Origin of the sequence: Nonlabens sp. Asnod2-A12 (genome assembly GCF_045063745.1) — a bacterium.
GTDB lineage: Bacteria > Bacteroidota > Bacteroidia > Flavobacteriales > Flavobacteriaceae > Nonlabens > Nonlabens xylanidelens.
In genome coordinates this window covers 1616194-1642505 of the sequence record NZ_JBEFOB010000003.1, presented here as the reverse complement: position 1 = coordinate 1642505, position 26312 = coordinate 1616194, and the positions used below count along the sequence as shown (strand labels likewise).

The window sequence follows — 26312 nt, the reverse complement described above, 5'->3', positions numbered from 1 at the left end:
TGTAACTGAGAATATCGCATTTAAAATTATGTTTTAAGTGTTTTTCTATAATCATATAGTACTTAATTTATGTATTCAAAATATTTCACTGAAGAGCATGACGCCTTCAGACAAAGTTTTAGAGACTTTCTTAATAAAGAAGCTGTTCCACATATTGATAGATGGGAAGAAACAGGAAAGATAGATCGAGAGATTTTCCAGAAAATGGGAGAGATGGGCTATTTCGGTCTTTACTATCCAGAAGAATATGGTGGTCTAGATCTAGATTTCTTTTATACAGTGATATTCTTAGAAGAAATGCAACGCATTAATTCAGGTGGTTTTGCAGCAGCTATGTGGGTCCAAGCTTTCCTAGGTGCACAACACTTACTTAAAGAAGGAGATGAGCGTATAAAACAAGAATACCTTGTTCCTACGTTAACAGGAGAGAAAATAGGATGTCTAGGTATTACAGAGCCATTCGGTGGTAGTGATGTTGCAGGAATGAGAACCACTGCTGTTAAAGATGGTGATCATTATATCATTAACGGCTCAAAAACATTTATTACTAACGGTGTTTATAGTGACTACTTGGTAATCGCTGCAAAAACTGATGTAGATGCAAAGGGTAGAGGTATCTCTATTTTTGTTATGGATCGTGAGACGCCAGGGATAAGTGCTACTAAACTTAATAAATTAGGATGGAGAGCAAGTGATACAGGAGAGATAGGTTTTGATAATGTGCGTATTCCTGCTGCAAACCTTATGGGTGAAGAAGGAAAAGGATTTCCTTATATCATGCAGCACTTTGCACTAGAGCGTCTTATTATGGGTATTAACTCTCATGCAAGAGCAGAGTATGCTCTAGAGTACACTGCGCAATACATGAAAGAACGTACGGCCTTCGGTACTACTATTGATAAATTCCAGTCTTTACGTCACGGTATGGCAGATATGTATAGTGAGGTAGAAATGGCAAAAAACTTTAATTACTCCATATCAGAGCAATTAGATAAAGGACTTTATCCTGTAAAAGAGGCTAGTATGTCTAAGTTGGTTTCTACAAAAATCGCTGACGAGGTCATTTATAAGTGCCTTCAGTATCTAGGAGGTTATGGTTACATAGAAGAATATCCACTCGCGAGAATGTGGAGAGATAGTCGTCTAGGCCCTATCGGTGGTGGTACTAGTGAGATCATGCGCGAGATTATTGCAAAAATGATGTTGGACGGTAAAGATTATAAACCAGCAGCAAAGTAGGTTGAGGGTTACGCTTTCGCGAAAGCAAAAAATAAATAAATATCTAATAAAATAAAGTTCTTTGAGATTGTAAAATAATATGTACTTTTGCGATCCCAAAGAAAGGAGGTGATGACACTATGTTAATAATACCAGTTAAAGACGGAGAAAATATCGATAGAGCTCTAAAGCGTTTCAAAAGAAAATTTGATCGTACAGGCAAGATGCGTGAACTACGTAGAAGACAGCAGTTTAATAAACCGTCTGTTGTAAAACGTGCTCGCAACATCAAAGCAGCTTACATTCAAGGACTTCGTGACGCAGAGAACATCTAGAGAATTTCTTCTTTAGAATATCATACCGCTAGTTGTAAATTTATACATTTACAGCTAGCGGTTTTTTTTATGCATATAGAATCATATATAGAGTATTTACAGTATGAGAAGAATTATTCATCTCACACCATATCGGCTTATAAGAAAGACTTAAGCCTTTTCCTGTTTTATGTAGAAGAGCAAGGAGTAGTTTCTGTGGTGGATGTCGTTTATAACGATATTAGAAGTTGGGTGACTGACTTGTTAGAAAATGGTGACTCCCATAGAACGGTTAATCGTAAAATGTCTTCTATAAAATCTTATTTTAAGTTTCTTCTTAAAATAGGAGAGCTGACTGTTGATCCGTCTAGTTTATATAAAAGCCTGAAGGTTGCAAAAAAAATTCAAGTTCCTTTTTCCATAAATGAAGTATTAAAATTATTAGATTCTCCTTATGATGAAAATGATTTTGAACAATCTCGAGATTTTTTAATGATAGAGTTGTTGTATGCGACTGGAATAAGGAGAGATGAGTTGATTAACCTGAAAATACCTGATGTCGATTTAATACGTGATCAGATAAAAGTAACTGGTAAAAGGGATAAGCAGCGCATAATACCGTTAGTTCATTCCATTAAAAATCACTTAGAGAAGTATTTAGGTTTAAGAAGTGTTGTCGCTGTCTCTGGTGTAAATGAATTGTTTGTTACTTCTAAAGGAATTAAAGTCTATCCAAGCCTTGTGTATCGCGTTATAAAATCATATTTTAGTAAGGTATCTTTGAAGGTAAAGATAAGCCCGCATGTTTTGAGACATACATTTGCTACGCATTTGTTAGATCATGGTGCAGATTTAAATGCTGTGAAAGAATTATTGGGGCATACAAGTCTGTCATCTACGCAAATTTATACGCATAGTAGTATGGCTGTGTTAAAAGGGGTTTATAGTAATGCTCATCCTAGATCAAAAAAATAATTAATTTAAAACCTATTTATTATGAAGGTAAACACGCAAGCAGTAAATTTTGATGCAGATGCTTCACTAATTGATTTTACTCAAAAGAGATTAGATAAGTTAGAGCAATTTTATAATAAGATCATAAATGCAGATGTATATCTAAAAGTGCAGAAGACATCAGCTCCAGAAAATAAGATAGCTGAAATTAGAATATTTGTACCAGGAGATGATATGGTGGTAAAAAAAACATGTAAAACTTTTGAGCAGTGTATCGACGAGTGTGCCGCGTCTTTAGAGAGACAATTGAAAAAGCGCAAAGAAAAATTAGCTGAACATTAAAAAAAAATCAAAAAAAAGTTTGGTCAATTAAAAAATAGACTTACATTTGCACTCCGTTAGAAATAACGAACTTTTTTAGAAATAAGAAAGTGTCAAAAGCCGATGTAGCTCAGCTGGCTAGAGCAGCTGATTTGTAATCAGCAGGTCGTGGGTTCGAGTCCCTCCATCGGCTCTTTTGAAATAACAAATCTTAATTGGTTTGTAGGGGAGATACTCAAGCGGCCAACGAGGACGGACTGTAACTCCGTTGGGAAACCTTCGCAGGTTCGAATCCTGCTCTCCCCACTATATTATCTGAAAAGATAATTTGAAATATTGAATACCTTTTAGTTGTGAAACTAATAAATGCGAGAGTAGCTCAGTTGGTAGAGCGTCAGCCTTCCAAGCTGAATGTCGCCAGTTCGAACCTGGTCTCTCGCTCTAAAATATTAAACTCTATTTTTATTTGAGTTTAAAGTCAAGTTGTCCATTCCTTATGAAGGGGTTTTGCCGGTGTAGCTCAGGGGTAGAGCGTTTCCTTGGTAAGGAAGAGGTCACGAGTTCAAATCTCGTCATTGGCTCTGTAAGATAAAAATAGGTCTCAATAGAGGCCATTACTAGTATAGACTGATTTGGTTTTAGCTCCGTGTCTGTCTTTATAAAACGAAACACTAATATAAACTAAGATTATAAGTTATGGCTAAAGAAACGTACGATCGTTCGAAACCTCACCTTAACGTAGGGACAATTGGTCACGTTGACCACGGTAAAACTACTCTTACCGCTGCAATCACTAAAGTACTTGCAGATGCTGGTTTTTCTAATGCGACAAGTTTTGACCAAATTGATAACGCTCCTGAAGAAAAAGAGCGTGGTATTACTATTAACTCATCACACGTTGAGTATCAGACTCAGAACAGACACTACGCACACGTAGATTGTCCTGGTCACGCCGATTATGTAAAGAACATGGTTACTGGTGCTGCTCAAATGGATGGTGCTATTCTTGTTGTTGCTGCAACTGATGGTCCTATGCCTCAGACTCGTGAGCACATCCTTCTTGGTCGTCAGGTAGGTATTCCTCGTATTGTTGTATTCCTTAATAAAGTGGATATGGTAGATGATGAAGAGCTTCTTGAGTTAGTTGATATGGAAGTACGTGATCTTTTAAGTTTCTATGAATATGATGGTGACAATGGTCCTGTTGTATCTGGTTCTGCACTTGGTGCACTTAACGGTGAGCAAAAATGGGTTGACACAGTATTAGAATTAATGGCTGCTGTTGATGCGTGGATTGAAGAGCCTGTTCGTGATATGGATAAGCCTTTCCTTATGCCTATAGAAGATGTATTCTCTATTACAGGTCGTGGTACTGTTGCAACTGGTCGTATTGAGACTGGTGTAGCTAATACTGGAGATCCAGTTGAGATTATTGGTATGGGTGCTGAGAAGTTAACTTCTACTATTACTGGTATTGAAATGTTCCGTCAGATTCTTGATAGAGGTGAAGCTGGTGATAACGCAGGTATCTTATTGAGAGGTATTGAGAAGTCTATGATCTCTCGTGGTATGGTAATTACTAAGCCTGGATCTGTAACTCCTCACGCTAAATTTAAAGCAGAGGTTTATATCCTTAAGAAAGAAGAAGGTGGACGTCACACTCCATTCCACAATAACTACCGTCCACAGTTTTATGTGCGTACTACCGATGTAACTGGTAATATTGCTCTTCCTGATGGTGTAGAAATGGTAATGCCTGGAGATAACTTAACTATTACAGTTGATCTTATCCAGCCTATTGCTTTGAACTTAGGTCTTCGTTTTGCAATCCGTGAGGGTGGTAGAACTGTAGGAGCTGGTCAGGTTACTGAAATTCTAGATTAATTTCTATAATGATATTATAAGTATCCTATCTATATTCTAGATAGGATACTTTTCCTTTGTAAAAAAGGAAGGCAATATAAATCATACTTAAGGTATGGTTGTTTGCGGGCTTAGCTCAGTTGGTAGAGCACTGGTCTCCAAAACCAGGTGTCGTGAGTTCGAGTCTCTCAGCCCGTGCAGTTTAAATAAAGTTTACTCCATTTTCATAGATTACTATGAATATAGTTAACGTTTACAACATTACAATTATGAGTTTGATAACATATGTAAAAGAGTCTTATAATGAGTTAACTAATCATGTTACTTGGCCTACATGGGCTGAGACACAAAAGTTAACGATTACTGTTGCTGTATTCTCAATTGTTTTTGCGCTTATTGTATCAGGAATAGACTTTGTGTTTAGTTCGGCGATCGAAAATTATTTTTATTGGATTAAGGCTAACTAATTTTTGATATGTCAGAAGAGAAGGATTTAATGAAATGGTATGTTGTACGTTCAGTGAGCGGACAAGAGAATAAGATTAAAGAGTATATAGAGTCTGAAATTGCACATCATAACTTAGGTGATTATTTACAACAAATTTTAGTTCCTACTGAGAAAGTTGTTCAAATAAGGAATGGTAAAAAATATAATAAAGAGAGAGTTTATTTCCCTGGTTATATTATGGTGCAGGCTAGATTAGAAGGTGAAGTGCCTCATATTATTAAATCTGTTAATGGTGTTATTGGTTTCTTAGGAGAAACTAAAGGAGGTGATCCAGTTCCATTAAGACGTTCAGAGGTTAATAGAATGTTAGGTAAGGTTGATGAGTTAGCTGAACAAACAGATAATGTTTCTATTCCTTATAAAACTGGTGAAACAGTAAAGGTTGTAGATGGTCCTTTCAATGGTTTCAATGGTACTATTGAAAAGGTAAATGAAGAAAAGCGTAAGCTAGAAGTTATGGTTAAGATTTTTGGACGTAAAACTCCTCTAGAGCTTAGCTATATGCAAGTAGAGAAAATATAAATGTTACAATTTATAGGTAGTAAATAAGGCTTCCACTTTATTATTATCAAAATAGTGAAATTAAATAGAAATGGCTAAAGAAGTATCTAAGGTTGTAAAACTACAAGTTAAGGGTGGCGCAGCAAACCCATCTCCTCCTGTAGGACCTGCACTTGGTGCGGCTGGTGTTAATATCATGGAGTTCTGTAAGCAGTTTAATGCTAGGACTCAGGATAAAGCAGGTAAAGTTTTACCGGTAGCGATAACTGTTTATAAGGATAAGTCCTTTGACTTTGTTATCAAAACTCCTCCAGCAGCAGTACAAATCCTTGAAGCGATAAAGCTTAAAGGCGGTAGTGGGGAACCTAATCGTAAAAAAGTTGGAACTATCACATGGGATCAAATTCGTTTGATTGCCGAAGATAAGATGCCAGACCTCAATGCATTTACAGTAGAAAGCGCTATGAAAATGGTAGCTGGAACTGCAAGATCAATGGGTGTGAACGTTAAGGGTGGAAACGCACCTGCTTAAAACTTGTAACAATGGCAAAATTGACAAAAAATCAAAAAGCAAGTCTTCCTAAAATTGATAAGTCACAAACTTATTCAGTTGCTGAAGCTGCTAAATTAGTAAAGGATGTTACAACTACAAAGTTTGACGCATCTGTAGATCTAGCTGTGAGATTAAATGTGGATCCACGTAAAGCTAACCAGATGGTTAGGGGCGTTGTGACACTTCCTCATGGTACTGGTAAAGATGTTAAAGTGTTAGCTTTAGTAACGCCAGATAAAGAAGCTGAAGCTACTGAAGCTGGTGCTGATTATGTTGGATTAGATGAATACCTTAACAAGATTAAAGGTGGTTGGACTGATGTTGATGTAATTATCACAATGCCTAGTGTAATGGGTAAATTAGGACCTTTAGGTCGTGTTTTAGGACCAAGAGGTTTAATGCCTAACCCTAAGACTGGTACTGTTACAATGGATGTTGCAAAAGCTGTTTCTGAAGTAAAAGCTGGTAAAATTGACTTTAAAGTTGATAAGACTGGTATTATTCACGCTGCAATTGGAAAAGCATCTTTTGACGCTGCTAAAATTGAAGGGAATGCTAAAGAATTAATTAACACACTAGTTAAATTAAAACCAACAACGTCTAAGGGTATTTATATCAAAAGTATCTTTATGTCTAGTACGATGAGTCCTAGTATTGAGATAGACGCTAAACGTTTTGCAGACGACTAAAAATCTAGATCATGACAAGAGAACAAAAAGCAAATGTTATACAAGATTTGACTGCTACGTTAGCTGAAAATTCAACTATTTATTTAGCAGACATATCTGGTTTAAATGCATTAGATACATCAAATTTACGTAGAGCTTGTTTTAAAGCTAACGTAAAAATGGCAGTAGTAAAGAATACACTTCTTTCTAAAGCTATGGAAGCATCAGATAAGGATTTTGCTGAATTACCTGAATTATTAAAAGGTAATACTGCAATTATGTTATCAGAGGTTGCAAATAGCCCTGCTAAAGTAATTGAAACTTTCCGTAAGAAGTCTGATAAGCCTGTGCTTAAAGGAGCTTATATTGAGGAAGCAATTTACGTAGGAGATGATATGCTTAGTACATTAAGTAATATCAAATCTAAAGAAGAAATGATTGGTGAGATTATCGGTCTTCTTCAAAGTCCTGCTAAGAATGTTATTTCAGCACTTCAATCTGGTGGTGGAAAAATTGCAGGAATACTTAAAACTCTATCGGAAAGATAGAACACAAATTAGTACGCACTTAATTATTTATAAATTTTATTAAAACGATAGACATGGCAGATTTAAAAGATTTCGCTGAACAGTTAGTTAACTTAACTGTTAAAGAAGTAAACGAATTAGCAGACATCCTTAAGGATGAATATGGTATTGAGCCAGCAGCAGCAGCAGTTGCTATGGCAGGACCAGCTGCAGGTGGCGGTGACGCTGCTGATGAGCAAACAGAATTTGATGTAATCCTTAAAGCTGCAGGTGGTGCTAAGCTAGCTGTTGTTAAACTTGTAAAAGAACTTACAGGAGCAGGATTAAAAGATGCAAAAGGTTTAGTTGATAGTGCACCATCTCCAATCAAGGAGGGTGTTTCTAAAGATGAAGCAGAAGCACTTAAAGCTCAGCTTGAAGAAGCTGGAGCTGAGGTTGAGTTGAAGTAATTCTTCTTACCAAAACATTATCGGTTTAGACCTGTGAGCATTGCTCACAGGGCTAGACCATTTTGCGTATAAAGATGAGACGTCGTCGATAACGCTTTTTTTAACAATTTAATACCGTGCATTGATGCTAGCAACAAACACAGAGAGAATTAATTTTTCAACGGTAACTAATAAGGCAGAATATCCTGACTTGCTGGATATCCAAATTAAATCCTTTCAGGACTTTTTTCAGCTAGAGACTAAATCTGATAAAAGAGAAGTTGAAGGTTTGTATAATACCTTCATGGAGAATTTTCCAATTACTGATACTCGTAATCAGTTTGTTTTGGAATTTCTTGATTACTTCGTAGACCCACCTCGTTATTCTATTCAGGAATGTATAGAGCGTGGTCTAACTTATAGCGTGCCTCTTAAATCACGTTTGAAATTATATTGTACAGATCCTGAACATGAGGATTTTGAAACAATCGTACAAGATGTTTATCTTGGTACTATCCCTTACATGACACCTTCTGGTACTTTTTGTATCAATGGAGCTGAGCGTGTGGTTGTATCTCAGTTACACAGGTCTCCTGGTGTTTTCTTTGGTCAATCTTTCCATGCAAATGGTACTAAATTATATTCTGCTCGTGTAATTCCTTTTAAAGGATCATGGATAGAATTTGCGACAGATATTAATAGTGTAATGTACGCTTATATCGATCGTAAAAAGAAATTACCTGTTACAACACTTTTCCGTGCTATTGGCTTTGAAAGAGATAAAGATATCTTAGGTATTTTTGATCTTGCTGAAGAAGTTAAGGCAAGTAAAACAGGTCTTAAAAAATACTTAGGTCGCAAGCTTGCTGCTCGTGTACTAAGAACTTGGCATGAAGATTTCGTTGATGAAGATACTGGAGAAGTAGTATCTATTGAGCGTAATGAAATTGTTCTTGATAGAGATACAATTCTTGAAAAGGAACACATAGATGAGATAATTGATTCTCAAGCTAAGACTATTCTTCTTCATAAAGAAGATAATATGTCTGCTGATTATGCCATTATACATAATACCTTACAGAAGGATCCTACAAACTCTGAAAAAGAGGCTGTAGAACATATATATAGACAATTACGTAACGCTGAGCCGCCTGATGAAGAAACTGCTCGTGGAATCATCGATAAATTATTCTTCTCTGATCAGAGATATAATTTAGGTGAGGTAGGTCGTTACCGTATGAATAAAAAATTGAATCTTGATATTCCTATGGATAAGCAGGTGCTTACCAAAGAAGATATCATTACTATTATTAAGCATTTGATCATGTTGATCAACTCTAAGGCAGAGATTGATGATATTGATCACTTATCTAACCGTCGTGTTCGTACGGTAGGTGAGCAGTTAAGTTCACAGTTTGGTGTAGGTCTTGCTCGTATGGCTCGTACTATACGTGAGCGTATGAATGTTAGAGATAATGAAGTGTTTACACCTATTGACCTTATTAATGCTAAGACATTGTCTTCTGTTATTAATTCATTCTTTGGGACGAACCAATTATCTCAATTCATGGATCAAACAAATCCATTAGCTGAGATTACACACAAGCGTAGATTATCTGCACTTGGACCAGGTGGTCTTTCGAGAGAAAGAGCTGGTTTTGAGGTTCGTGATGTACACTATACTCACTATGGTAGACTTTGTCCTATTGAAACTCCTGAAGGACCGAACATTGGTCTGATTTCTTCGCTTGCTGTTTTTGCTAAAGTGAATGGAATGGGATTCATCGAGACTCCTTATAGAAAGGTTACAGATGGTGTGGTAAATCTTGAAGATGAACCAACTTACTTAAGTGCTGAGGAAGAAGAAGGTTTACTTATTGCCCAAGCTAACTTACCGTTGACTAATGGTAAAATAGATCAGGAAAAAGTAATTGCTCGTATGGAAGGTGACTTCCCGGTAATTGATGCTTCAGAGGTTGTTTATGCTGACGTCGCTCCTAATCAAATTGCATCTATTTCTGCATCTCTAATTCCATTCTTGGAACATGATGATGCAAACCGTGCACTGATGGGGTCTAACATGATGCGTCAGGCGGTACCTTTACTTAGAGTTGATGCTCCTATTGTTGGAACAGGTCTAGAAAGACAAGTTGCAACTGATTCTAGAGTATTAATAAATGCTGAAGGTGATGGAGAGGTAGTTTATGTAGATGCACAAAAAGTAGTGATCAAGTATGATCGTACAGAGCGTGAATCTTTAGTAAGCTTTGAGCCTGAAGACACTTCTTATAATTTGATTAAATTCCGTAAAACTAACCAAGGGACGAGTATTACACTTAAACCTATAGTTGAAAAAGGAGATAGAGTTAATAAAGGTCAGGTATTATGTCAAGGTTATGCAACTGAGGCTGGTGAACTTGCGTTAGGTCGTAACATGAAAGTGGCATTTATGCCTTGGAAAGGTTATAACTTTGAGGATGCGATCGTTATTTCTGAAAAAGTAGTACGTGAAGATATATTTACTTCTATTCACGTAGATGAATACTCATTAGATGTTAGAGATACAAAATTAGGTAATGAAGAGTTAACTCCAGATATACCTAATGTTTCTGAAGAAGCTACTGCAGACCTTGATGAACAAGGTATGATTCGTATCGGTGCAGAAGTTAAACCAGGTGATATATTAATAGGTAAAATTACTCCTAAAGGAGAAAGTGATCCTACTCCAGAGGAGAAACTGCTTAGAGCAATCTTTGGTGATAAAGCTGGTGATGTAAAAGATGCTTCATTAAAAGCATCTCCATCTCTTAGAGGTGTTGTTATCGGTAAAAAATTATTCTCTCGTGCTGTAAAGGATAAGAGAAAGAGAGCTCAAGATAAAGAAGATATCGCAAGATTAGAGCAGAATTATCAAGGTAAATTTGATGGTTTACAAGAGCGTCTAATTGAGAAATTATTTGAAATCGTAAGTGGTAAAACATCACAAGGTGTATTTAATGATCTTGGAGAAGAAGTTCTTCCTAAAGGTAAAAAGTATACTCTTAAAATGTTAAATTCAGTGGATGACTTTACTCATTTAACTTCTGGTACTTGGACTACGAGTAGTGATGTGAATGAGATGGTTGCTGATTTACTACATAACTATAAGATTAAAGAAAATGATCTTCAAGGGTCATTACGTCGTGAGAAGTTCACAATCTCTGTCGGAGATGAGCTTCCTGCTGGTATCATAAAACTTGCAAAAGTTTATATCGCTAAAAAGCGTAAACTTAAAGTTGGTGATAAAATGGCTGGTCGTCACGGTAACAAAGGTATCGTTGCACGTATTGTACGTCAGGAAGATATGCCATTCCTTGAAGATGGAACTCCAGTAGATATCGTATTGAATCCACTTGGTGTACCTTCTCGTATGAATATAGGTCAGATTTATGAAACTGTTTTAGGATGGGCTGGTGAGAAACTAGGCAAGAAATTTGCAACTCCTATCTTTGATGGTGCTACTTTAGATCAGATCAATGGATATACTGATGAGGCTGGTATTCCACGTTTCGGTCATACATATTTATTTGATGGTGGTACTGGTGAGCGTTTTGATCAACCTGCAACAGTAGGTATAATCTACATGCTTAAACTAGGTCACATGGTAGATGATAAGATGCACGCGCGTTCTATCGGTCCATACTCATTGATTACTCAGCAACCACTTGGTGGTAAGGCACAATTTGGTGGTCAACGTTTTGGAGAGATGGAGGTATGGGCACTTGAGGCATATGGTGCTTCTAGTACACTACGTGAAATCTTAACTGTAAAATCAGATGACGTTATAGGACGTGCTAAGACTTACGAAGCAATCGTGAAAGGTGAACCTATGCCAGAACCTGGTCTTCCTGAATCATTTAATGTATTGATGCATGAGTTGAAAGGTCTAGGATTAGATCTAAGACTGGAGGATTAATTTTTTCTGTGAGGTTTTATGTTTGTTTCGCTTTCGCGAAAGCGGATAATACATAAAACCTTGCTACTTTAAACTTAAAATAGTACCATTATTATGGCTAGACATAAAGACAACCCAACACAAAAGAAATTTTCTAAAATTTCAATCGGTCTTGCATCTCCAGAAGCTATTCTTGCAGAGTCAAGAGGTGAGGTGTTAAAACCAGAAACGATTAACTATCGTACGCACAAACCTGAAAGGGATGGGCTTTTTTGTGAGCGTATTTTCGGTCCTGTAAAGGATTATGAATGTGCTTGTGGAAAATATAAGCGTATCCGTTACAAAGGAATTGTTTGTGATCGTTGTGGTGTAGAGGTTACTGAGAAAAAAGTAAGACGTGATCGTATAGGACATATCAATCTTGTTGTGCCAGTTGCGCACATTTGGTATTTCCGTAGTTTGCCTAATAAAATAGGTTATTTACTAGGGCTTCCTTCTAAGAAGCTGGATATGATCATCTATTACGAACGATATGTAGTTATTCAACCAGGTATTGCTAAAAATGCTGAAGGTGAAGAAGTACAAAGATTAGATTTCTTAACTGAGGAAGAGTATTTAGATATACTAGATAGTTTACCTCAAGAAAATTTATATTTAGAAGATTCAGACCCTAACAAATTCATCGCTAAGATGGGTGCAGATTGTTTGATAGATCTTCTACAACGTATTGATTTAGATACTCTTTCTTATGACTTACGTCACAAGGCAAATAATGAGACATCTAAACAACGTAAAACTGAGGCTTTAAAGCGTTTACAAGTTGTTGAAGCGCTTAAAGATTCTAACGAAAGACGTGAGAATAAGCCAGAATGGATGATCATGAAAGTGGTTCCAGTAATTCCACCAGAATTACGTCCATTAGTACCGCTAGATGGTGGTCGTTTTGCAACGTCTGATTTAAATGATTTATACCGTCGTGTAATCATCCGTAATAATCGTTTGAAAAGATTGATGGAGATTAAAGCTCCAGAAGTAATCCTTCGTAATGAAAAGCGTATGTTGCAAGAGGCAGTAGATTCACTTCTTGACAATACAAGAAAATCTAGTGCTGTTAAAACTGATTCTAATAGACCATTAAAATCATTATCTGATTCACTTAAAGGTAAGCAAGGACGTTTCCGTCAGAACTTACTAGGTAAGCGTGTTGATTATTCTGCACGTTCGGTAATTGTTGTTGGACCTGAGCTTAAATTATATGAGTGTGGTATTCCTAAGGATATGGCTGCAGAGCTTTATAAGCCTTTTGTAATACGTAAACTTATTGAGCGTGGAATCGTTAAGACTGTAAAGTCAGCAAAGAAAATTATAGATAAGAAAGAACCAGTAGTTTGGGATATCTTGGAAAATGTTCTTAAAGGACATCCAGTTATGTTGAACCGTGCTCCTACTCTTCACAGATTAGGTATACAGGCTTTCCAACCCAAATTAATTGAAGGTAAAGCAATACAGTTACACCCATTAGTTTGTACGGCATTTAACGCCGATTTTGATGGAGATCAAATGGCTGTGCACCTTCCTTTAGGTCCTGAAGCGATATTAGAATGTCAGTTATTAATGCTGGCATCACACAATATTCTTAACCCTGCAAATGGTAGTCCGATAGCGGTACCATCACAGGATATGGTATTGGGTCTTTATTATATGACCAAATTACGTAGATCTGAACCTGGACATATTGTTAAAGGTGAAGGGCTTACTTTTTACGGTCCTGAAGAATTGGTTATTGCATTTAATGAGAAGAGAGTTGATATTAACGCTCCTGTTAAATGTAGAATTAACCTTCTTCAAAATGATGGTTCTTATAAAGCAGAAATTATTGAAACTACTGCTGGTAGAGTTATATTTAATCAAAGAGTGCCAGATGAAGCTGGTTATATCAATGAGGTTCTTACTAAAAAGGCACTTAGAGATATTATAGGTGATATCCTTAAGGTAACAGATGTTCCTAGAACAGCTGCTTTCCTTGATGAAATTAAGGATCTGGGTTATGGATTTGCATTCCGTGGTGGGTTATCTTTCTCATTAGGAGATATTATGATTCCTGCAGAGAAGCAATCTATGATTGATACTGCAAATGCTAAAGTTGACACAATACGTGGAAACTACGGTATGGGTCTTATTACCCAAAATGAAAGATATAATCAAGTAATTGATGTTTGGACGGCTACCAATGCGCAGCTTACTGAGCTTTCAATGAAAAACATTAGAGAAGATCAACAAGGATTTAACTCGGTGTTTATGATGCTTGATTCTGGAGCCCGTGGATCTAAAGAGCAAATAAGACAGCTTACAGGTATGCGTGGACTTATGGCAAAACCTAAAAAATCTAACGATGGTGGTGGTGCTATTATTGAAAACCCTATTCTTTCTAACTTTAAGGAAGGTCTTTCGATTCTTGAATACTTTATTTCTACTCACGGTGCGCGTAAAGGACTTGCAGATACAGCTCTTAAAACTGCGGATGCTGGTTACCTTACACGTAGATTACATGATGTTGCACAAGATGTAATAGTAAATCATGAAGATTGTGAGACCTTAAGAGGTATAGAAGTTTTTGCTCTTAAGAAGAATGAAGAGGTAATGGAGAAATTAGGAGCTAGAGTTCTAGGTCGTACTGCATTACATGATGTTATAGATCCGGCTACACAAGAAGTGATTATTTCTGCTGGTGAGTTGATAGTAGAAGAAATTGCTGATATCATTGAAGCATCTGATTTAGAGTCTGTGGAAGTAAGATCTGCTCTTACTTGTGAGGCTGCAAAAGGTGTTTGTACTAAATGTTATGGTCGTAACTTGGCTACTAACAGGTTAGTGATGAGAGGTGAAGCGGTAGGAGTAATTGCTGCACAATCTATTGGTGAACCAGGTACACAGCTTACGTTAAGAACTTTCCACGTAGGTGGTGTTGCAGGTAACGTTTCTGAAGATAGTTCTATTGTTGCTAAAAACGATGGTATACTTGAGATCGATGATCTTAAAACGGTTAAGGTTGAAGATAACGAAGGTAAAGATGTAGAAATAGTAATTTCTCGTACAGCTGAGTCTAAATTACTTCATGAGAAAACAGGTATGTTGTTAAATTCTAATAACATTCCTTATGGTTCTGAGCTTTATGCTAAACCAGGTTCTAAGGTTAAGAAAGGTGATTTACTTGCTAAATGGGATCCATTTAACGGTGTTATTATTTCAGAATTTGCTGGTAAGATTAAGTTCGAAAACATTATTCAGGGTGTTACTTTCCAAGTAGAAAGTGATGAACAAACTGGATATGAGGAAAAAGTTATTTCTGATTCTAGAGATAAGAAACTTATCCCTACTTTACATATAGTTGATGCTAAGGGTGATAATGTGATTTCATATAACCTTCCTGTAGGTGCTCACTTAATGGTGAATGACGATGATAAGATTAAGGTTGGTAAAGTCTTAGTTAAAATCCCTCGTAAATCTGCAAAAGCAGGTGATATTACTGGAGGTCTTCCACGTGTAACAGAATTATTTGAAGCTCGTAACCCTTCTAATCCAGCTGTAGTTAGTGAGATAGATGGTGTTGTTTCGTTCGGTAAAATTAAGCGTGGTAACCGTGAAATTATCGTTACTTCTAAAACTGAAGAAGTGAAGAAGTACCTCGTTAAACTTTCTAATCAAATTCTTGTACAAGAAAATGATTATGTAAGAGCTGGTATGCCTTTATCTGATGGATCTATTACTCCAAAAGATATTCTTGCTATAAAAGGACCAAGTGCTGTACAACAGTATTTAGTTAATGAGGTTCAAGAAGTTTATAGGTTACAAGGTGTAAAGATTAACGACAAGCATTTTGAAGTTGTTGTTCGTCAAATGATGAGAAAAGTAAGAATTGTTGATTCTGGTGATGGTATGTTCTTAGAGAATCAATTGGTTCATAAAGAAGATTTTATCCAACAAAATGACAATCTTTACGGTAAGAAAGTTGTGGAAAGCGCTGGTGATTCTGATACTTTAAAAGAAGGTCAGATCATTACTTCTAGAGAGCTAAGAGATGAGAATTCTATTCTTAGAAGAGAGGACAAATCATTAGTTACAGCTCGTGATGTGATGCCAGCAACTGCAGAGCCTATTCTTCAGGGTATTACACGTGCTTCTCTTCAAACGAAGTCGTTTATTAGTGCTGCTTCTTTCCAGGAAACTACTAAGGTATTAAATGAAGCTGCTGTTGCAGGTAAAGTTGATACTCTAGAAGGTTTAAAGGAGAATGTAATTGTTGGACACAGAATTCCAGCAGGTACAGGTATGCGTAATTATGATGATATTATCGTAGGTTCAAAGGAAGAGTTTGAAAAGCTTTTAAATAAAAAGGAAGAGCCTAAAGTAAATTATAACTAGAAGTAATGGCGCAAGAAAATAATTCAGAGAATAAGATTAATATCGAGATTGATGGTGATATTGCTGAAGGACAGTATAGTAATTTAGCTATTATTAATCACTCAGTTTCTGAGTTTGTTGTGGACTTTGTGAATATTATGCCTGGTAACCCTAAGTCAAAGGTTAAATCCAGAATTATTTTAACTCCTCAGCATGCTAAACGTTTGGCCAAAGCCTTACATGATAATGTGAGTAAATTTGAAAAAGCACATGGAGAGATAAGAGATTATGATCAACCGCCTATACCTTTAAATTTTGGTCCTACGGGACAAGCGTAATAATAAAGCCTGATGTTTTTACATCAGGCTTTTTTATTACAACAAGGTATACTTATAGGTTTATGTTATAGTTTCGGAATTTATTGATTGTATACAGCGGTTTTAAACTAGTTTTATCATATTGTTAATGATGTTCAGTAATGTAGGTTAATTAACGCTTTAAATCCTCTTAAATTAATTTTATTGTGTTTGGGTTTTCATTTTTTGGTTAAATTAGATTTTTCCTTCGAACCTGTTTAACTTATGATTATTAAATTGTTATTAAGGTGTCTGCTGTTTTAACATTTCTCATATGTTATTAATCTAATATTCATAAGCGTTAATCGAATAGTTATTTATAAAGCTTGCTTATTAATCAAAGGTGGTGTTCAATATTCTATTTTTGTATCCTAATTGTGTTTATACATGGTTAATAAAATTTTACAATTCATCCCTTATGAGTAATTCTACTTTTTTAAATGTATTTTTTAGCTTTATAAATAAGACTCTTTTACTATTAGTAATTGTTCTTATGTTGCCCCTGGGCTTGTATGCTGATGGTACAAAGCAGGTTATGCCTTCTGCGTCAAATGTTGAGCCAGTAAACGGAACTGCCTTGTATTTTACAAGAGGTCTTCGTGGTCCTTACATAGATGCTCCACAAGCAAATAGAATGCATTTTACTATTGCTAATGCGGCTACGGAAAATTTATATTTTGGTGTTAAATCTTTACAACGAAACACAGGTACTAATAATCAATTGATTAATTCTGTTACGTATTATAGAATTTATAATCAAGCTGGTGTTTTGGTTGAGGGTGTTAATTCAGCTGGTGTTCAGGTAGGTACGTTGTCTGGTCGATTGGATAATGGCGCTGGAGGTAATCCTACTGTAGGAGATCCTGGATATATAGATAATTATGCTGAGGCCTTTGAGGGGCCTAATGGAATAGGTGGTGTTTCAAATGGGTATAATCCTCTTGTTTTTAATCCAGCTACAGCAGGTGACTTCTATATTGAATTTTATATTAGTGGAGATGACGGTGCTACAAGTTTTAATTTCAATGGAGCTGGTACGGATACTCCGGTTGTGTTCTTTTTTCCTTATTTCGATTTAACGGTTGGTACTAATACTACTCCTATTTTAGGTAGGTTATGGTCAGAGAAATGGAGTTTTATTGGTTATAGACAAGAAGATGTAAATGATATTGCAGATGGTACTGATAGTCCTGACCTTGTTCCTAATCCAACATTGGAGGCTTCAGTTGAAGGTGTGTTTTATGCATACACGGATGATGAAGTTATTGTTGAGTTAGATTTTTTAAATGGTTTTCGACCGCTTGCTTATGAGTTATCTATGAACCGTTTTGGTGTTGTGGATGATGATAATAATTCTAGTAATGTCTTTGAAAATACAAGACGTTCACAAAATAGGCCTACGGCAACTGCTCCTGTTTTTGATAACGGATATCAAATATTCTTATTTACACCAGATCAATCTGTTTTTGTTACTACAGCGGTTTCTGCTCCGGTTTTAGGTAGTCGTATCCAGGGTTGTCCAGGAGATTATCGTATACCATATACTTTGAATGCTGCTGGTGATGTTGCTATTCTTATAGATTTAAACGGAACTCCAGGTTTTCAAGTAGGAACTCGTGATGTTAGTTTGGAGGCTTATGATCAATTAGCAGGTGCTAATGAGATGGCTTGGAATGGTTTAGATGGATTGGGAGATACGGTTACTTTCGATTCTACGGTAAGTGTTGAAGTGACTTCTTTTAGAGGTCGTACTAATGTTCCTATGTATGATGCAGAATTCAATATTAATGGTTTAAATATTAGAGGTATATCTCCAGTTGTTCAAAATGCTAATATATATTGGGATGACACTGAATTGTCATCGTTTGGTGTTTGTGTAGATAGCGGTGATAGTGAGGGTAATAATATAACCGAAGGGAATTTTTCAAGGATTAGTTTGCTTGATGGTATAGCTGGACCTGCTCATGCTTGGGATGGATCTAATCCTGACGATACAGTTCCTGCTGTTTCGGGAGGGCAAGGTTCTGATACGTTAGATTTATTATGTGATGATTACGGTAATAATCGTGTTGTAAATTCATGGTTTTATGGTTATGTACAAGATTCAGGTTCTAGTAACTTAGTAGTAGGTAATTGTGACGCTGATAATGATGGTGTTGATGATATTACTGATTTAGATGACGATAACGATGGTATCACGGATATTGAAGAAGGTGGTATTGGGTGTTTGGATTCTGTAAATGATACTATTAATACTATAGGAGCGGTTTATAATGATAGACTAGAGTCGGCTTCTGCTGTTACTACTATCTCAAATTTATTTGGAGATACATACGATTTTAGAGCAACGTTGGTTGGTGCTGCTGCATGGTCTAATGGAGCAAATGGAGGTGTTAGATTAAGAGATAATCTTGCTGGTGTTCAAGATTACATATCAGTTCAGCCTAATGGAACTAGTGTAATTGCTAACGGTAATTATGTTCAATATGAGTTTTTATTTGATCAACCTGTGACTAATGTGGTTATTCAGGTAGGCGGTTATAACAATGGGGATTACGCTCTTATTAATGCTGATTTAGGTGGTGTTGATGTGGGTATAGATGGTTCTAATTTTGGTAGTTTTAGCCCTGCTTTGTCCTCTGGATTTTGGGATGTTAATGATAATTTAGTTATAGGAAATTCATCGAGTGGAGGAGTTGCTACAAATAGTAATTTATTCACCGTTAGTGTTGCTGAGGCTGTTGATAGAATAGTTTTTATCACAGGTAAAAATGAGAATAATATAAGTAACTCTAATGTTACGTTGGCATTTAATTCTATTGCATTTTGTGTGGTTTCTACACCAGTTGATACGGATAATGATGGTGTGCCAGATTATTTAGATCTTGATGCTGATAATGACGGTATTTATGATGTAGAAGAGGCTGGTCATGGGCAAGCTTATGTTAATGGTGTTTTAACTGGCCCTGTAGGTGCTGATGGTATTCCTGATTCTGTTCAAGATCCTGGTGATGTTGATAATGGAGAGGTTAATTATACTTTGCAAGATTCTGATTCTGGTTCTGGTGAACCGGATTGGAGAGATACAGATTCTGATAATGACGGTTGTTCTGATGCTAATGAGGCTTATTTTGATTCTACTGCAGATGGAGGTGATGATGGTCAGTATGGTGTAGATCCTGCTCCAGTTAATGCTACTAATGGTTTGGTTTTAGCAGCTAGCTATGCTTCAACTACACCTCAAGATTCTGATGGAAATGGTATTGATGATTATACCGAGAATGGTCCTGATCTAGACGGAAATGGAATTGCTGATGCTTGTTTTGCGCCAATAGATACTGATGGTGATGGGGTTTATGATAACAACGATATAGATGATGATAACGATGGTATCTTAGATACTGTTGAATCACAAGGTTTAGGAGATCCTTCACAGGATGATGATGGTGATGGGATTCTTAATTATCAAGATGCTGATTTCTGTACATTAAATGCAAATGGCGTTTGTACATTATTAGATGGTGATAATGATGGTTTGCCTAACCACTTAGATTTAGACTCAGACGGTGATGGTATTCCTGATAATAATGAAGCTCAGGTAACAATAGGTTATGTGGCGCCCTTAGATTCAAACGGAGATGGTATTCCTGATGTTAATGCAAATGGACTTCCTGTTTCTTATGATTTCAACGGTGATGAATTGGGTTTACTTCCAGTTAATACTGATACCGTTGATCAACCAGATTATTTAGATTTAAATTCAGATAATCAGGGAGCAAATGATACTGTTGAGGCTGGTCTAGTTTTGACTGGTGTTGATTCAGATAACGATGGATTAATTGATACTGCTACTATTAACGGTGTTGCGAACTCTGCTCTAGATACTAATACATCAGGATATAATGATCCTAATGGTTTCTTAAACGATACCAATACTTTACCGGATACAGATGGTGATTTAAATGAAGGTGGAAATGTTGACTTTAGAGATAGAACGTTGCCTAATGATGCAGATGGTGATGGTGTTAACGATATAGATGACTTAGATGATGATAATGATGGTATAACTGACATAACTGAAGGTTTTGAATTTTATACAGATAATACTTCTACTTGTACTGGACAAAATTATGACTTTAACGGCGCTTCTTTAATAAGCGGTACTGCTGGTCAAGTAGGTGCTAGATATAGATTTTCAAGTGTAAGATCAGGTATAGATGCTATTGTTGAAATTACACAAAGATCTGCAGGTGCTTCATTAGTTAGAATTGATGATGTTTCTGGTGATCCATTAGCTTGGCAACCAGTAATTAATTATACAGCAGCTTCTACTGGTGATTTAACTATTACTTTTAGAGTAGAATTAGTAGACTCTGTAACTTCTGCTCCTGCAACGGTAAGTAGAATAGGTGGTTTTATTCAGGATATTGATAGTGATGGTACTGGTAGGATAAGAGAGTTTTATAGGCTAAACAACTTGGTTGGTTATTCTTTAAATGAGCCGACTAATGTGATAGCTACTGATCTTCCTGGCGGAGTTACTCAATTTAGAGCTAATGGTACAGGTTCTGCTGCTATCGAGCCTATTGATACAGACCCTAGTTATAAAGTATTCTTCCAAAGACAAGATGTAAACCAGTTTGAATATGTAATTGGTGTTACTAAAAATATAAATATTGCCCAAAATAGATTCTATAGTGTTCAGTTTGATGAATGTATTATAGATGATTTTGGTGGTGATCCTACAGTAGTTATTTTAAATGCTCCTGATCAAGATGGTGATAATATACCTAACCATCTAGATTTAGATTCAGATGGAGATGGTTGTAGTGATACGATAGAGGCTGGATATGTTGACGCTTTCGCGAAAGCGGATGAAGATGGTATTCTTGGAAATGCTGCTCCTGAAACAGTTGATAGTAATGGTTTAGTTACTTCAGGTGAAATGGGTGAAGGTTATACTTCTCCTACTATGACTGGCACTGTTTCATTCGACTTTTTAGATCCTAACGAAAATAGTGCTTGTTCTACTGCGTTGGATATTACTAAAACTAGTACGTTCAATCCAGCAACAGGTATAATTAATTACACATATACGGTTTTAAATTCAGGTTCAAGCTTTGCGTTTGATGTTAGTGTAACTGAGAATTTAGGAACTTTTACGGGAACAAATACTCCTGTTCCTACACCAGTTTATTTATCAGGAGGTTCTGATGAAGATGGACAAGGTGATGCTCGAGATTTAATCCCTGGGGCTAGTATGATTTTTACGGCTTCTTATGAAATTAATGATACTGATTTTGCTGCCGGACAGATTGATAATCAAGCTACAGCTACTGCTACAGATAGTAATGGCGATACGGTTTCGGATATTTCTGATGATGGAAATGACGGAGATGGTAACTTAATAGATGATATTACTGAAACGATTTTACCTGTAGGTACTATAGTGGGTCATGTTTATAATGATTTAAATGGTAATGGAACACAGGATTCAGGTGAGCCAGATCTTGCTAATGTAGATGTTGTATTGACTCCTACTTTTGGTGATCCTATAACGGTAACTACTGATGCTAATGGTGATTATTCAGGTAATGTATTCGCTGGAGACGTTAGTGTAAATATTGATGATACAACTTTGCCTGTAGGTACAGTTCAGACGGAGGGGACAGATCCTACGACAGTAGTTGCTGTTTCTGATTCAACGGTAACTGAAGAGAATAATGGATTCAATGCTCCTGCTACTCTACAAGGTTTGGTTTATAACGATGTAAACGGTAATGGAACTCAGGATGTTGGTGAACCAGGTTTTGGTAATGTTGATGTTGTAATAACAGATTCTGCTGGAAATATCCAGACAGTTATTACAGATGCTAATGGAGCTTATACTGCTTCAATAGTTGCTGCAGGAGTTACTAGTGTAGATATTGATGAAACAACTTTACCAACAGGAGTTGTACAAACAGAAGGAACAGATCCAACAAATGTTACAGTTGCATCAGGAGCTACGGTAATTGAAGAAGATAATGGATTTAATGTACCAGGAACTGTGGAAGGTCATGTATATAATGACATCAACGGAAACGGAACACAAGATGCAGGTGAGGCAAACTTATCAGGTGTTGATGTAACGATTACAGATAGTGCTGGAGTTTCTCAAACAGTAACAACCGATGGTAATGGAGATTATACAGCAGATGTAGCTTCACCAGGAACAGCAAGTGTTGATATCGTAGATTCTACATTGCCAGCAGGGTTCGTACAAACGGAAGGGACTGATCCAACAAATGTTACAGTTGTAGCAGGAGCTACGGCAACTGAAGAAGATAATGGATTTAATGTACCAGGAACTGTTGTAGGTCATGTATATAATGACATCAACGGAAACGGAACACAAGATGCAGGCGAGCCTGGATTATCTGGAGTAGATGTTTTGATTACAGATGAGGACGGAAACGCTCAAACGGTAACAACCGATGCAAATGGAGCTTATACAACAACAGTAGTAGCTGCAGGTGACGCAACAGTAGATATTGATGAAACTACCTTACCAACAGGAGCAGTTCAAACAGAAGGAACAGACCCAACAACGGTAACAGTAGTATCAGGCACAACAGTACTTGAAGAAGAAAACGGATTCAATACTCCAGGAACAATAGAGGGATTAGTTTATGATGATGTAAACGGAAACGGAACACAAGATGCAGGCGAGCCTGGATTATCCGGAGTAGATGTTTTGATTACAGATGAGGACGGAAACGCTCAAACGGTAACAACCGATGCAAATGGAGCTTATACAGCAACAGTAGTAGCTGCAGGTGACGCAACAGTAGATATTGATGAAACTACCTTACCAACAGGAGCAGTTCAAACAGAAGGAACAGACCCAACAACGGTAACAGTAGTATCAGGCACAACAGTACTTGAAGAAGAAAACGGATTCAATACTCCAGGAACAATAGAGGGATTAGTTTATGATGATGTAAACGGAAACGGAACACAAGATGCAGGCGAGCCTGGATTATCTGGAGTAGATGTTTTGATTACAGATGAGGACGGAAACGCTCAAACGGTAACAACCGATGCAAATGGAGCTTATACAACAACAGTAGTAGCTGCAGGTGACGCAACAGTAGATATTGATGAAACTACCTTACCAACAGGAGCAGTTCAAACAGAAGGAACAGACCCAACAACGGTAACAGTAGTATCAGGCACAACAGTACTTGAAGAAGAAAACGGAATATTTACTCCTATGCCTAACCTTAATGTTGTTAAAGCAGCTGGTGCTGTTGTTGATGTGAACATGAATGGTATTAATGACGAAGGAGATACGATTACTTATAGTTTTAGTGTTACCAATAATGGTAATGTTGAGATTCGTGATGTAGTTATTAATGATGCGCTAATAAGCTTAGTTAATGAACCGGTTACTCCTAGTACTCTTGCAATTGGGGATGTTGGAGTAATATCAGATCAGGTTTACGTAATTACTGCTGCAGATGTTTCTAATGGACGTGTTGTTAATACAGCAGTTGGTTCTGGTGAAGCTTTTGATACAATTGGTAATTCTGCAGGTCCCGTATCTGATGATTCTGATGATCCTAATAATGTATCTGATGCAAATCCTGATGGTGATGCTGATCCTGACGATCCGACTGTAGTGCCTCTTGGTGCTAATGGTATTTTGAATGGTGTTGTATTTGATGATGCAAACGGAAATGGAATTCAAGATATGGGTGAAATGGGATTAGGCGGAGTAACAGTAAATGTTACTGATTCATCTATGACAGTAATCCCTGTAGTTACTAATCCTGATGGAACTTGGTCTATTGTTGTTCCTGCTGGAACGACTACTGCAGACATAGATGAAACTACGCTACCTAATGGAGGTACTGAGATTCAAACAGCTGGTACAGATCCTACAACTGTTGTTGTAGGTGTTGGAGAAAATGTTGGACAACCAGCAGATGGTTTCTTTAATGCTATGCCTAATCTAGAGTTAGAAAAAATCAGTGGTGGTATTGTTGACGCAAACATGAACGGATTGGTAGATGCAGGAGATACAATTACATATAGTTTTGTTGTAAATAACAATGGTAATGTAGAGGTTCGCAATGCTGTCGTAAATGATATGATTATTGGTATGACCGGTGTTTCTGTAACCCCTTCTACTATACCAGCTGGAGGAACAGGTACAGTGCCTGATTATGTATATGTTTTATTACAAGCAGATATTGATAATGGACAAATTGTGAATACTGCTGTTCTTAGTGGTGATGCTTTTGATCCTAATGGAGATCCTCTAGGTCCAGTATCAGATAACTCTGATGATCCAAATAATACAACGGATTCAGATCCTGATGGTGATGGAGATCCTGATGATCCTACTATCACTGATGTTAGTCAGCCTAATCTCGCTTTCGCGAAAGCGGATTCGTATACAGATGTTAATAATAATGGTATAGTTGATATACTAGATACTATCACTTATAACTTCACAGTAACAAATACTGGGAATACGGTAATTACTGGTGTGACAATAGATGACTCAGTTATTGGCGTCTCTAACTTAATTGTTACTCCTTCTACCCTTAACCCTGGTGATGTTGGTAGTGCGATGGCTATTTATAATATAACAGCGGCAAATATTTCTGCCGGTGAAGTAAGAAACATTGCTCAGGTAACTGGTCAGACTACAGATAGTCAAGGTAATGTTTTACCTGATGTTTCAGATGATTCAGATGATCCTGATGATGCTACTAACGTAGATAATGATGGTGATGGTGACTTTGAAGATCCGACGGTTTTCGTTATTGATCAAAATGGATTGCTAACAGGAACAGTATTCGATGATCAAAATGGAAACGGTATTCAAGATGCAGGTGAGCCAGGAATACCTGGTGTAGATGTTGTTGTTACCGATGAAGGAGGTACTCCTCAAACGGTGATGACGGATGCTAATGGTGATTGGATAGCGGTTGTTCCAGTTGGAATAGCATTAGTTGATGTTCAGGACCCTGTTGGTTCTGCTTTAACTACTGCAGGTTCAGATCCTGAAAACGTTACTGTTATTGCAGGTTCGGAAGAAACTACTATCGACGACGGATTTACATTACCACTAACAAGTGGAACAGTAAGTGGAACAGTATTCGATGATCAAAACGGAAACGGAATACAAGATGCAGGCGAGCCTGGATTAGCAAACGTAGATGTAGAGATTACCGATTCAAATGGAAACGTACAAACCGTACCAACGGATGCGAACGGAGATTGGACAGCAACAGTTCCAGTAGGAGCTACCGATGTAGATGTTATCGATCCAATCGGATCTACCTTAACAACAGTAGGTTCAGATCCAGAGACAGTAACTGCAGTAGCAGGAATGGATACGGCTTCAACAGACGACGGATTCAGTAATCCAGCAACAACAGGAACGGTAAGCGGTGTAGTATTCAATGATCCAAACGGAAATGGAATACAAGACGCAGGTGAGCCAGGAATAGCAGGAGTAGATGTAGAAGTTACCGATGCTAACGGAGTGTTACAAACAGTAACAACTGACGCTAACGGAAACTNAGTGCTGCGGTAACAGGTCTAGTAGGTTTTCAACTAAGTGATCAAATGATGATAGGATTTGCCTATGATAGAGAGACTACAGAGTTAGGAAATGCCGTTTTTAATGACGGTAGTTATGAGCTTTTCATGAGATTTGAATTATTTAACAGCTACGATCGTATCATTACACCACGTTTCTTCTAAGAAA

Annotated in this window: 15 protein-coding genes, 5 tRNA genes and 1 pseudogene; all 21 read left to right on the top strand. The window is 37.0% G+C overall.

From position 1 onward, the window contains the following. Nucleotides 1-69: 69 nt before the first annotated feature. Complete coding sequence (locus ACJJVJ_RS07585) at nucleotides 70-1239, top strand: acyl-CoA dehydrogenase family protein (protein WP_104514677.1); 1170 nt, start codon at nucleotides 70-72, stop codon at nucleotides 1237-1239. A gap of 119 nt (nucleotides 1240-1358) precedes the next feature. Continuing rightward, on the top strand, nucleotides 1359-1553 hold the full coding sequence (gene rpsU, locus ACJJVJ_RS07580; RefSeq protein WP_104514678.1) for a 30S ribosomal protein S21: 195 nt from the start codon (nucleotides 1359-1361) through the stop codon (nucleotides 1551-1553). A 69-nt stretch (nucleotides 1554-1622) separates the two neighbouring features. Then, entirely contained in the window at nucleotides 1623-2507 is an 885-nt protein-coding gene (locus tag ACJJVJ_RS07575) for a tyrosine-type recombinase/integrase (protein WP_405369752.1), read from the top strand. A 21-nt stretch (nucleotides 2508-2528) separates the two neighbouring features. Next, nucleotides 2529-2828, top strand: coding sequence for a ribosome hibernation-promoting factor, HPF/YfiA family (hpf, locus tag ACJJVJ_RS07570; RefSeq protein WP_104514680.1), 300 nt, complete (start codon nucleotides 2529-2531; stop codon nucleotides 2826-2828). Between the two features lie 98 nt (nucleotides 2829-2926). Then, nucleotides 2927-3000, top strand: a tRNA-Thr gene (locus ACJJVJ_RS07565). Nucleotides 3001-3032: 32 nt separating this feature from the next. Further along, nucleotides 3033-3113, top strand: a tRNA-Tyr gene (locus tag ACJJVJ_RS07560). Between the two features lie 62 nt (nucleotides 3114-3175). Beyond that, nucleotides 3176-3248 (top strand) — tRNA-Gly (locus ACJJVJ_RS07555). A gap of 68 nt (nucleotides 3249-3316) precedes the next feature. Next, nucleotides 3317-3388: transfer RNA gene (locus ACJJVJ_RS07550), tRNA-Thr, on the top strand. Between the two features lie 115 nt (nucleotides 3389-3503). Beyond that, on the top strand, nucleotides 3504-4691 hold the full coding sequence (gene tuf / locus ACJJVJ_RS07545) for an elongation factor Tu (RefSeq protein ID WP_104514681.1): 1188 nt from the start codon (nucleotides 3504-3506) through the stop codon (nucleotides 4689-4691). Between the two features lie 104 nt (nucleotides 4692-4795). Then, nucleotides 4796-4868: transfer RNA gene (locus tag ACJJVJ_RS07540), tRNA-Trp, on the top strand. Nucleotides 4869-4939: 71 nt separating this feature from the next. Next, nucleotides 4940-5137 carry a preprotein translocase subunit SecE gene (gene secE / locus ACJJVJ_RS07535; RefSeq protein WP_104514682.1) on the top strand — a complete coding sequence of 66 codons (198 nt, stop codon included), beginning with the start codon at nucleotides 4940-4942 and terminating at the stop codon, nucleotides 5135-5137. Nucleotides 5138-5145: 8 nt separating this feature from the next. Then, the gene (nusG, locus tag ACJJVJ_RS07530) at nucleotides 5146-5700 is read left to right on the top strand and encodes a transcription termination/antitermination protein NusG (RefSeq protein WP_104514683.1); all 555 of its coding nucleotides are present in this window, start codon (nucleotides 5146-5148) and stop codon (nucleotides 5698-5700) included. A gap of 70 nt (nucleotides 5701-5770) precedes the next feature. Beyond that, complete coding sequence (rplK, locus tag ACJJVJ_RS07525) at nucleotides 5771-6211, top strand: 50S ribosomal protein L11 (protein WP_104514684.1); 441 nt, start codon at nucleotides 5771-5773, stop codon at nucleotides 6209-6211. Between the two features lie 11 nt (nucleotides 6212-6222). Beyond that, the gene (gene rplA / locus ACJJVJ_RS07520; RefSeq protein ID WP_104514685.1) at nucleotides 6223-6921 is read left to right on the top strand and encodes a 50S ribosomal protein L1; all 699 of its coding nucleotides are present in this window, start codon (nucleotides 6223-6225) and stop codon (nucleotides 6919-6921) included. An 11-nt stretch (nucleotides 6922-6932) separates the two neighbouring features. Next, the gene (gene rplJ / locus ACJJVJ_RS07515) at nucleotides 6933-7448 is read left to right on the top strand and encodes a 50S ribosomal protein L10 (RefSeq protein WP_405369751.1); all 516 of its coding nucleotides are present in this window, start codon (nucleotides 6933-6935) and stop codon (nucleotides 7446-7448) included. 53 nt (nucleotides 7449-7501) lie between these two features. After that, complete coding sequence (gene rplL, locus ACJJVJ_RS07510) at nucleotides 7502-7876, top strand: 50S ribosomal protein L7/L12 (protein WP_348114583.1); 375 nt, start codon at nucleotides 7502-7504, stop codon at nucleotides 7874-7876. Between the two features lie 124 nt (nucleotides 7877-8000). Continuing rightward, nucleotides 8001-11810 carry a DNA-directed RNA polymerase subunit beta gene (rpoB, locus tag ACJJVJ_RS07505; RefSeq protein WP_104514688.1) on the top strand — a complete coding sequence of 1270 codons (3810 nt, stop codon included), beginning with the start codon at nucleotides 8001-8003 and terminating at the stop codon, nucleotides 11808-11810. 93 nt (nucleotides 11811-11903) lie between these two features. After that, nucleotides 11904-16211, top strand: coding sequence for a DNA-directed RNA polymerase subunit beta' (gene rpoC / locus ACJJVJ_RS07500; protein WP_405369750.1), 4308 nt, complete (start codon nucleotides 11904-11906; stop codon nucleotides 16209-16211). 5 nt (nucleotides 16212-16216) lie between these two features. Then, on the top strand, nucleotides 16217-16528 hold the full coding sequence (locus ACJJVJ_RS07495) for a DUF3467 domain-containing protein (protein ID WP_405369749.1): 312 nt from the start codon (nucleotides 16217-16219) through the stop codon (nucleotides 16526-16528). Nucleotides 16529-16964: 436 nt separating this feature from the next. Continuing rightward, nucleotides 16965-26138: a beta strand repeat-containing protein gene (locus ACJJVJ_RS07490; RefSeq protein WP_405369748.1), complete on the top strand. Its 9174-nt coding sequence runs from the start codon at nucleotides 16965-16967 to the stop codon at nucleotides 26136-26138. Further along, a pseudogene (locus tag ACJJVJ_RS07485) lies at nucleotides 26126-26308 on the top strand (type IX secretion system membrane protein PorP/SprF); the annotation flags it as partial. The gene ACJJVJ_RS07490 and the pseudogene ACJJVJ_RS07485, both read left to right, overlap by 13 nt. Nucleotides 26309-26312 lie beyond the last annotated feature (4 nt).

Coding starts and splice junctions, on each gene's coding strand:
- ACJJVJ_RS07585 (WP_104514677.1), top strand. CDS start 70: ATGTATTCAAAATATTTCACTGAAGAGCATGACGCCTTCAGACAAAGT.
- rpsU (WP_104514678.1), top strand. CDS start 1,359: ATGTTAATAATACCAGTTAAAGACGGAGAAAATATCGATAGAGCTCTA.
- ACJJVJ_RS07575 (WP_405369752.1), top strand. CDS start 1,623: ATGCATATAGAATCATATATAGAGTATTTACAGTATGAGAAGAATTAT.
- hpf (WP_104514680.1), top strand. CDS start 2,529: ATGAAGGTAAACACGCAAGCAGTAAATTTTGATGCAGATGCTTCACTA.
- tuf (WP_104514681.1), top strand. CDS start 3,504: ATGGCTAAAGAAACGTACGATCGTTCGAAACCTCACCTTAACGTAGGG.
- secE (WP_104514682.1), top strand. CDS start 4,940: ATGAGTTTGATAACATATGTAAAAGAGTCTTATAATGAGTTAACTAAT.
- nusG (WP_104514683.1), top strand. CDS start 5,146: ATGTCAGAAGAGAAGGATTTAATGAAATGGTATGTTGTACGTTCAGTG.
- rplK (WP_104514684.1), top strand. CDS start 5,771: ATGGCTAAAGAAGTATCTAAGGTTGTAAAACTACAAGTTAAGGGTGGC.
- rplA (WP_104514685.1), top strand. CDS start 6,223: ATGGCAAAATTGACAAAAAATCAAAAAGCAAGTCTTCCTAAAATTGAT.
- rplJ (WP_405369751.1), top strand. CDS start 6,933: ATGACAAGAGAACAAAAAGCAAATGTTATACAAGATTTGACTGCTACG.
- rplL (WP_348114583.1), top strand. CDS start 7,502: ATGGCAGATTTAAAAGATTTCGCTGAACAGTTAGTTAACTTAACTGTT.
- rpoB (WP_104514688.1), top strand. CDS start 8,001: ATGCTAGCAACAAACACAGAGAGAATTAATTTTTCAACGGTAACTAAT.
- rpoC (WP_405369750.1), top strand. CDS start 11,904: ATGGCTAGACATAAAGACAACCCAACACAAAAGAAATTTTCTAAAATT.
- ACJJVJ_RS07495 (WP_405369749.1), top strand. CDS start 16,217: ATGGCGCAAGAAAATAATTCAGAGAATAAGATTAATATCGAGATTGAT.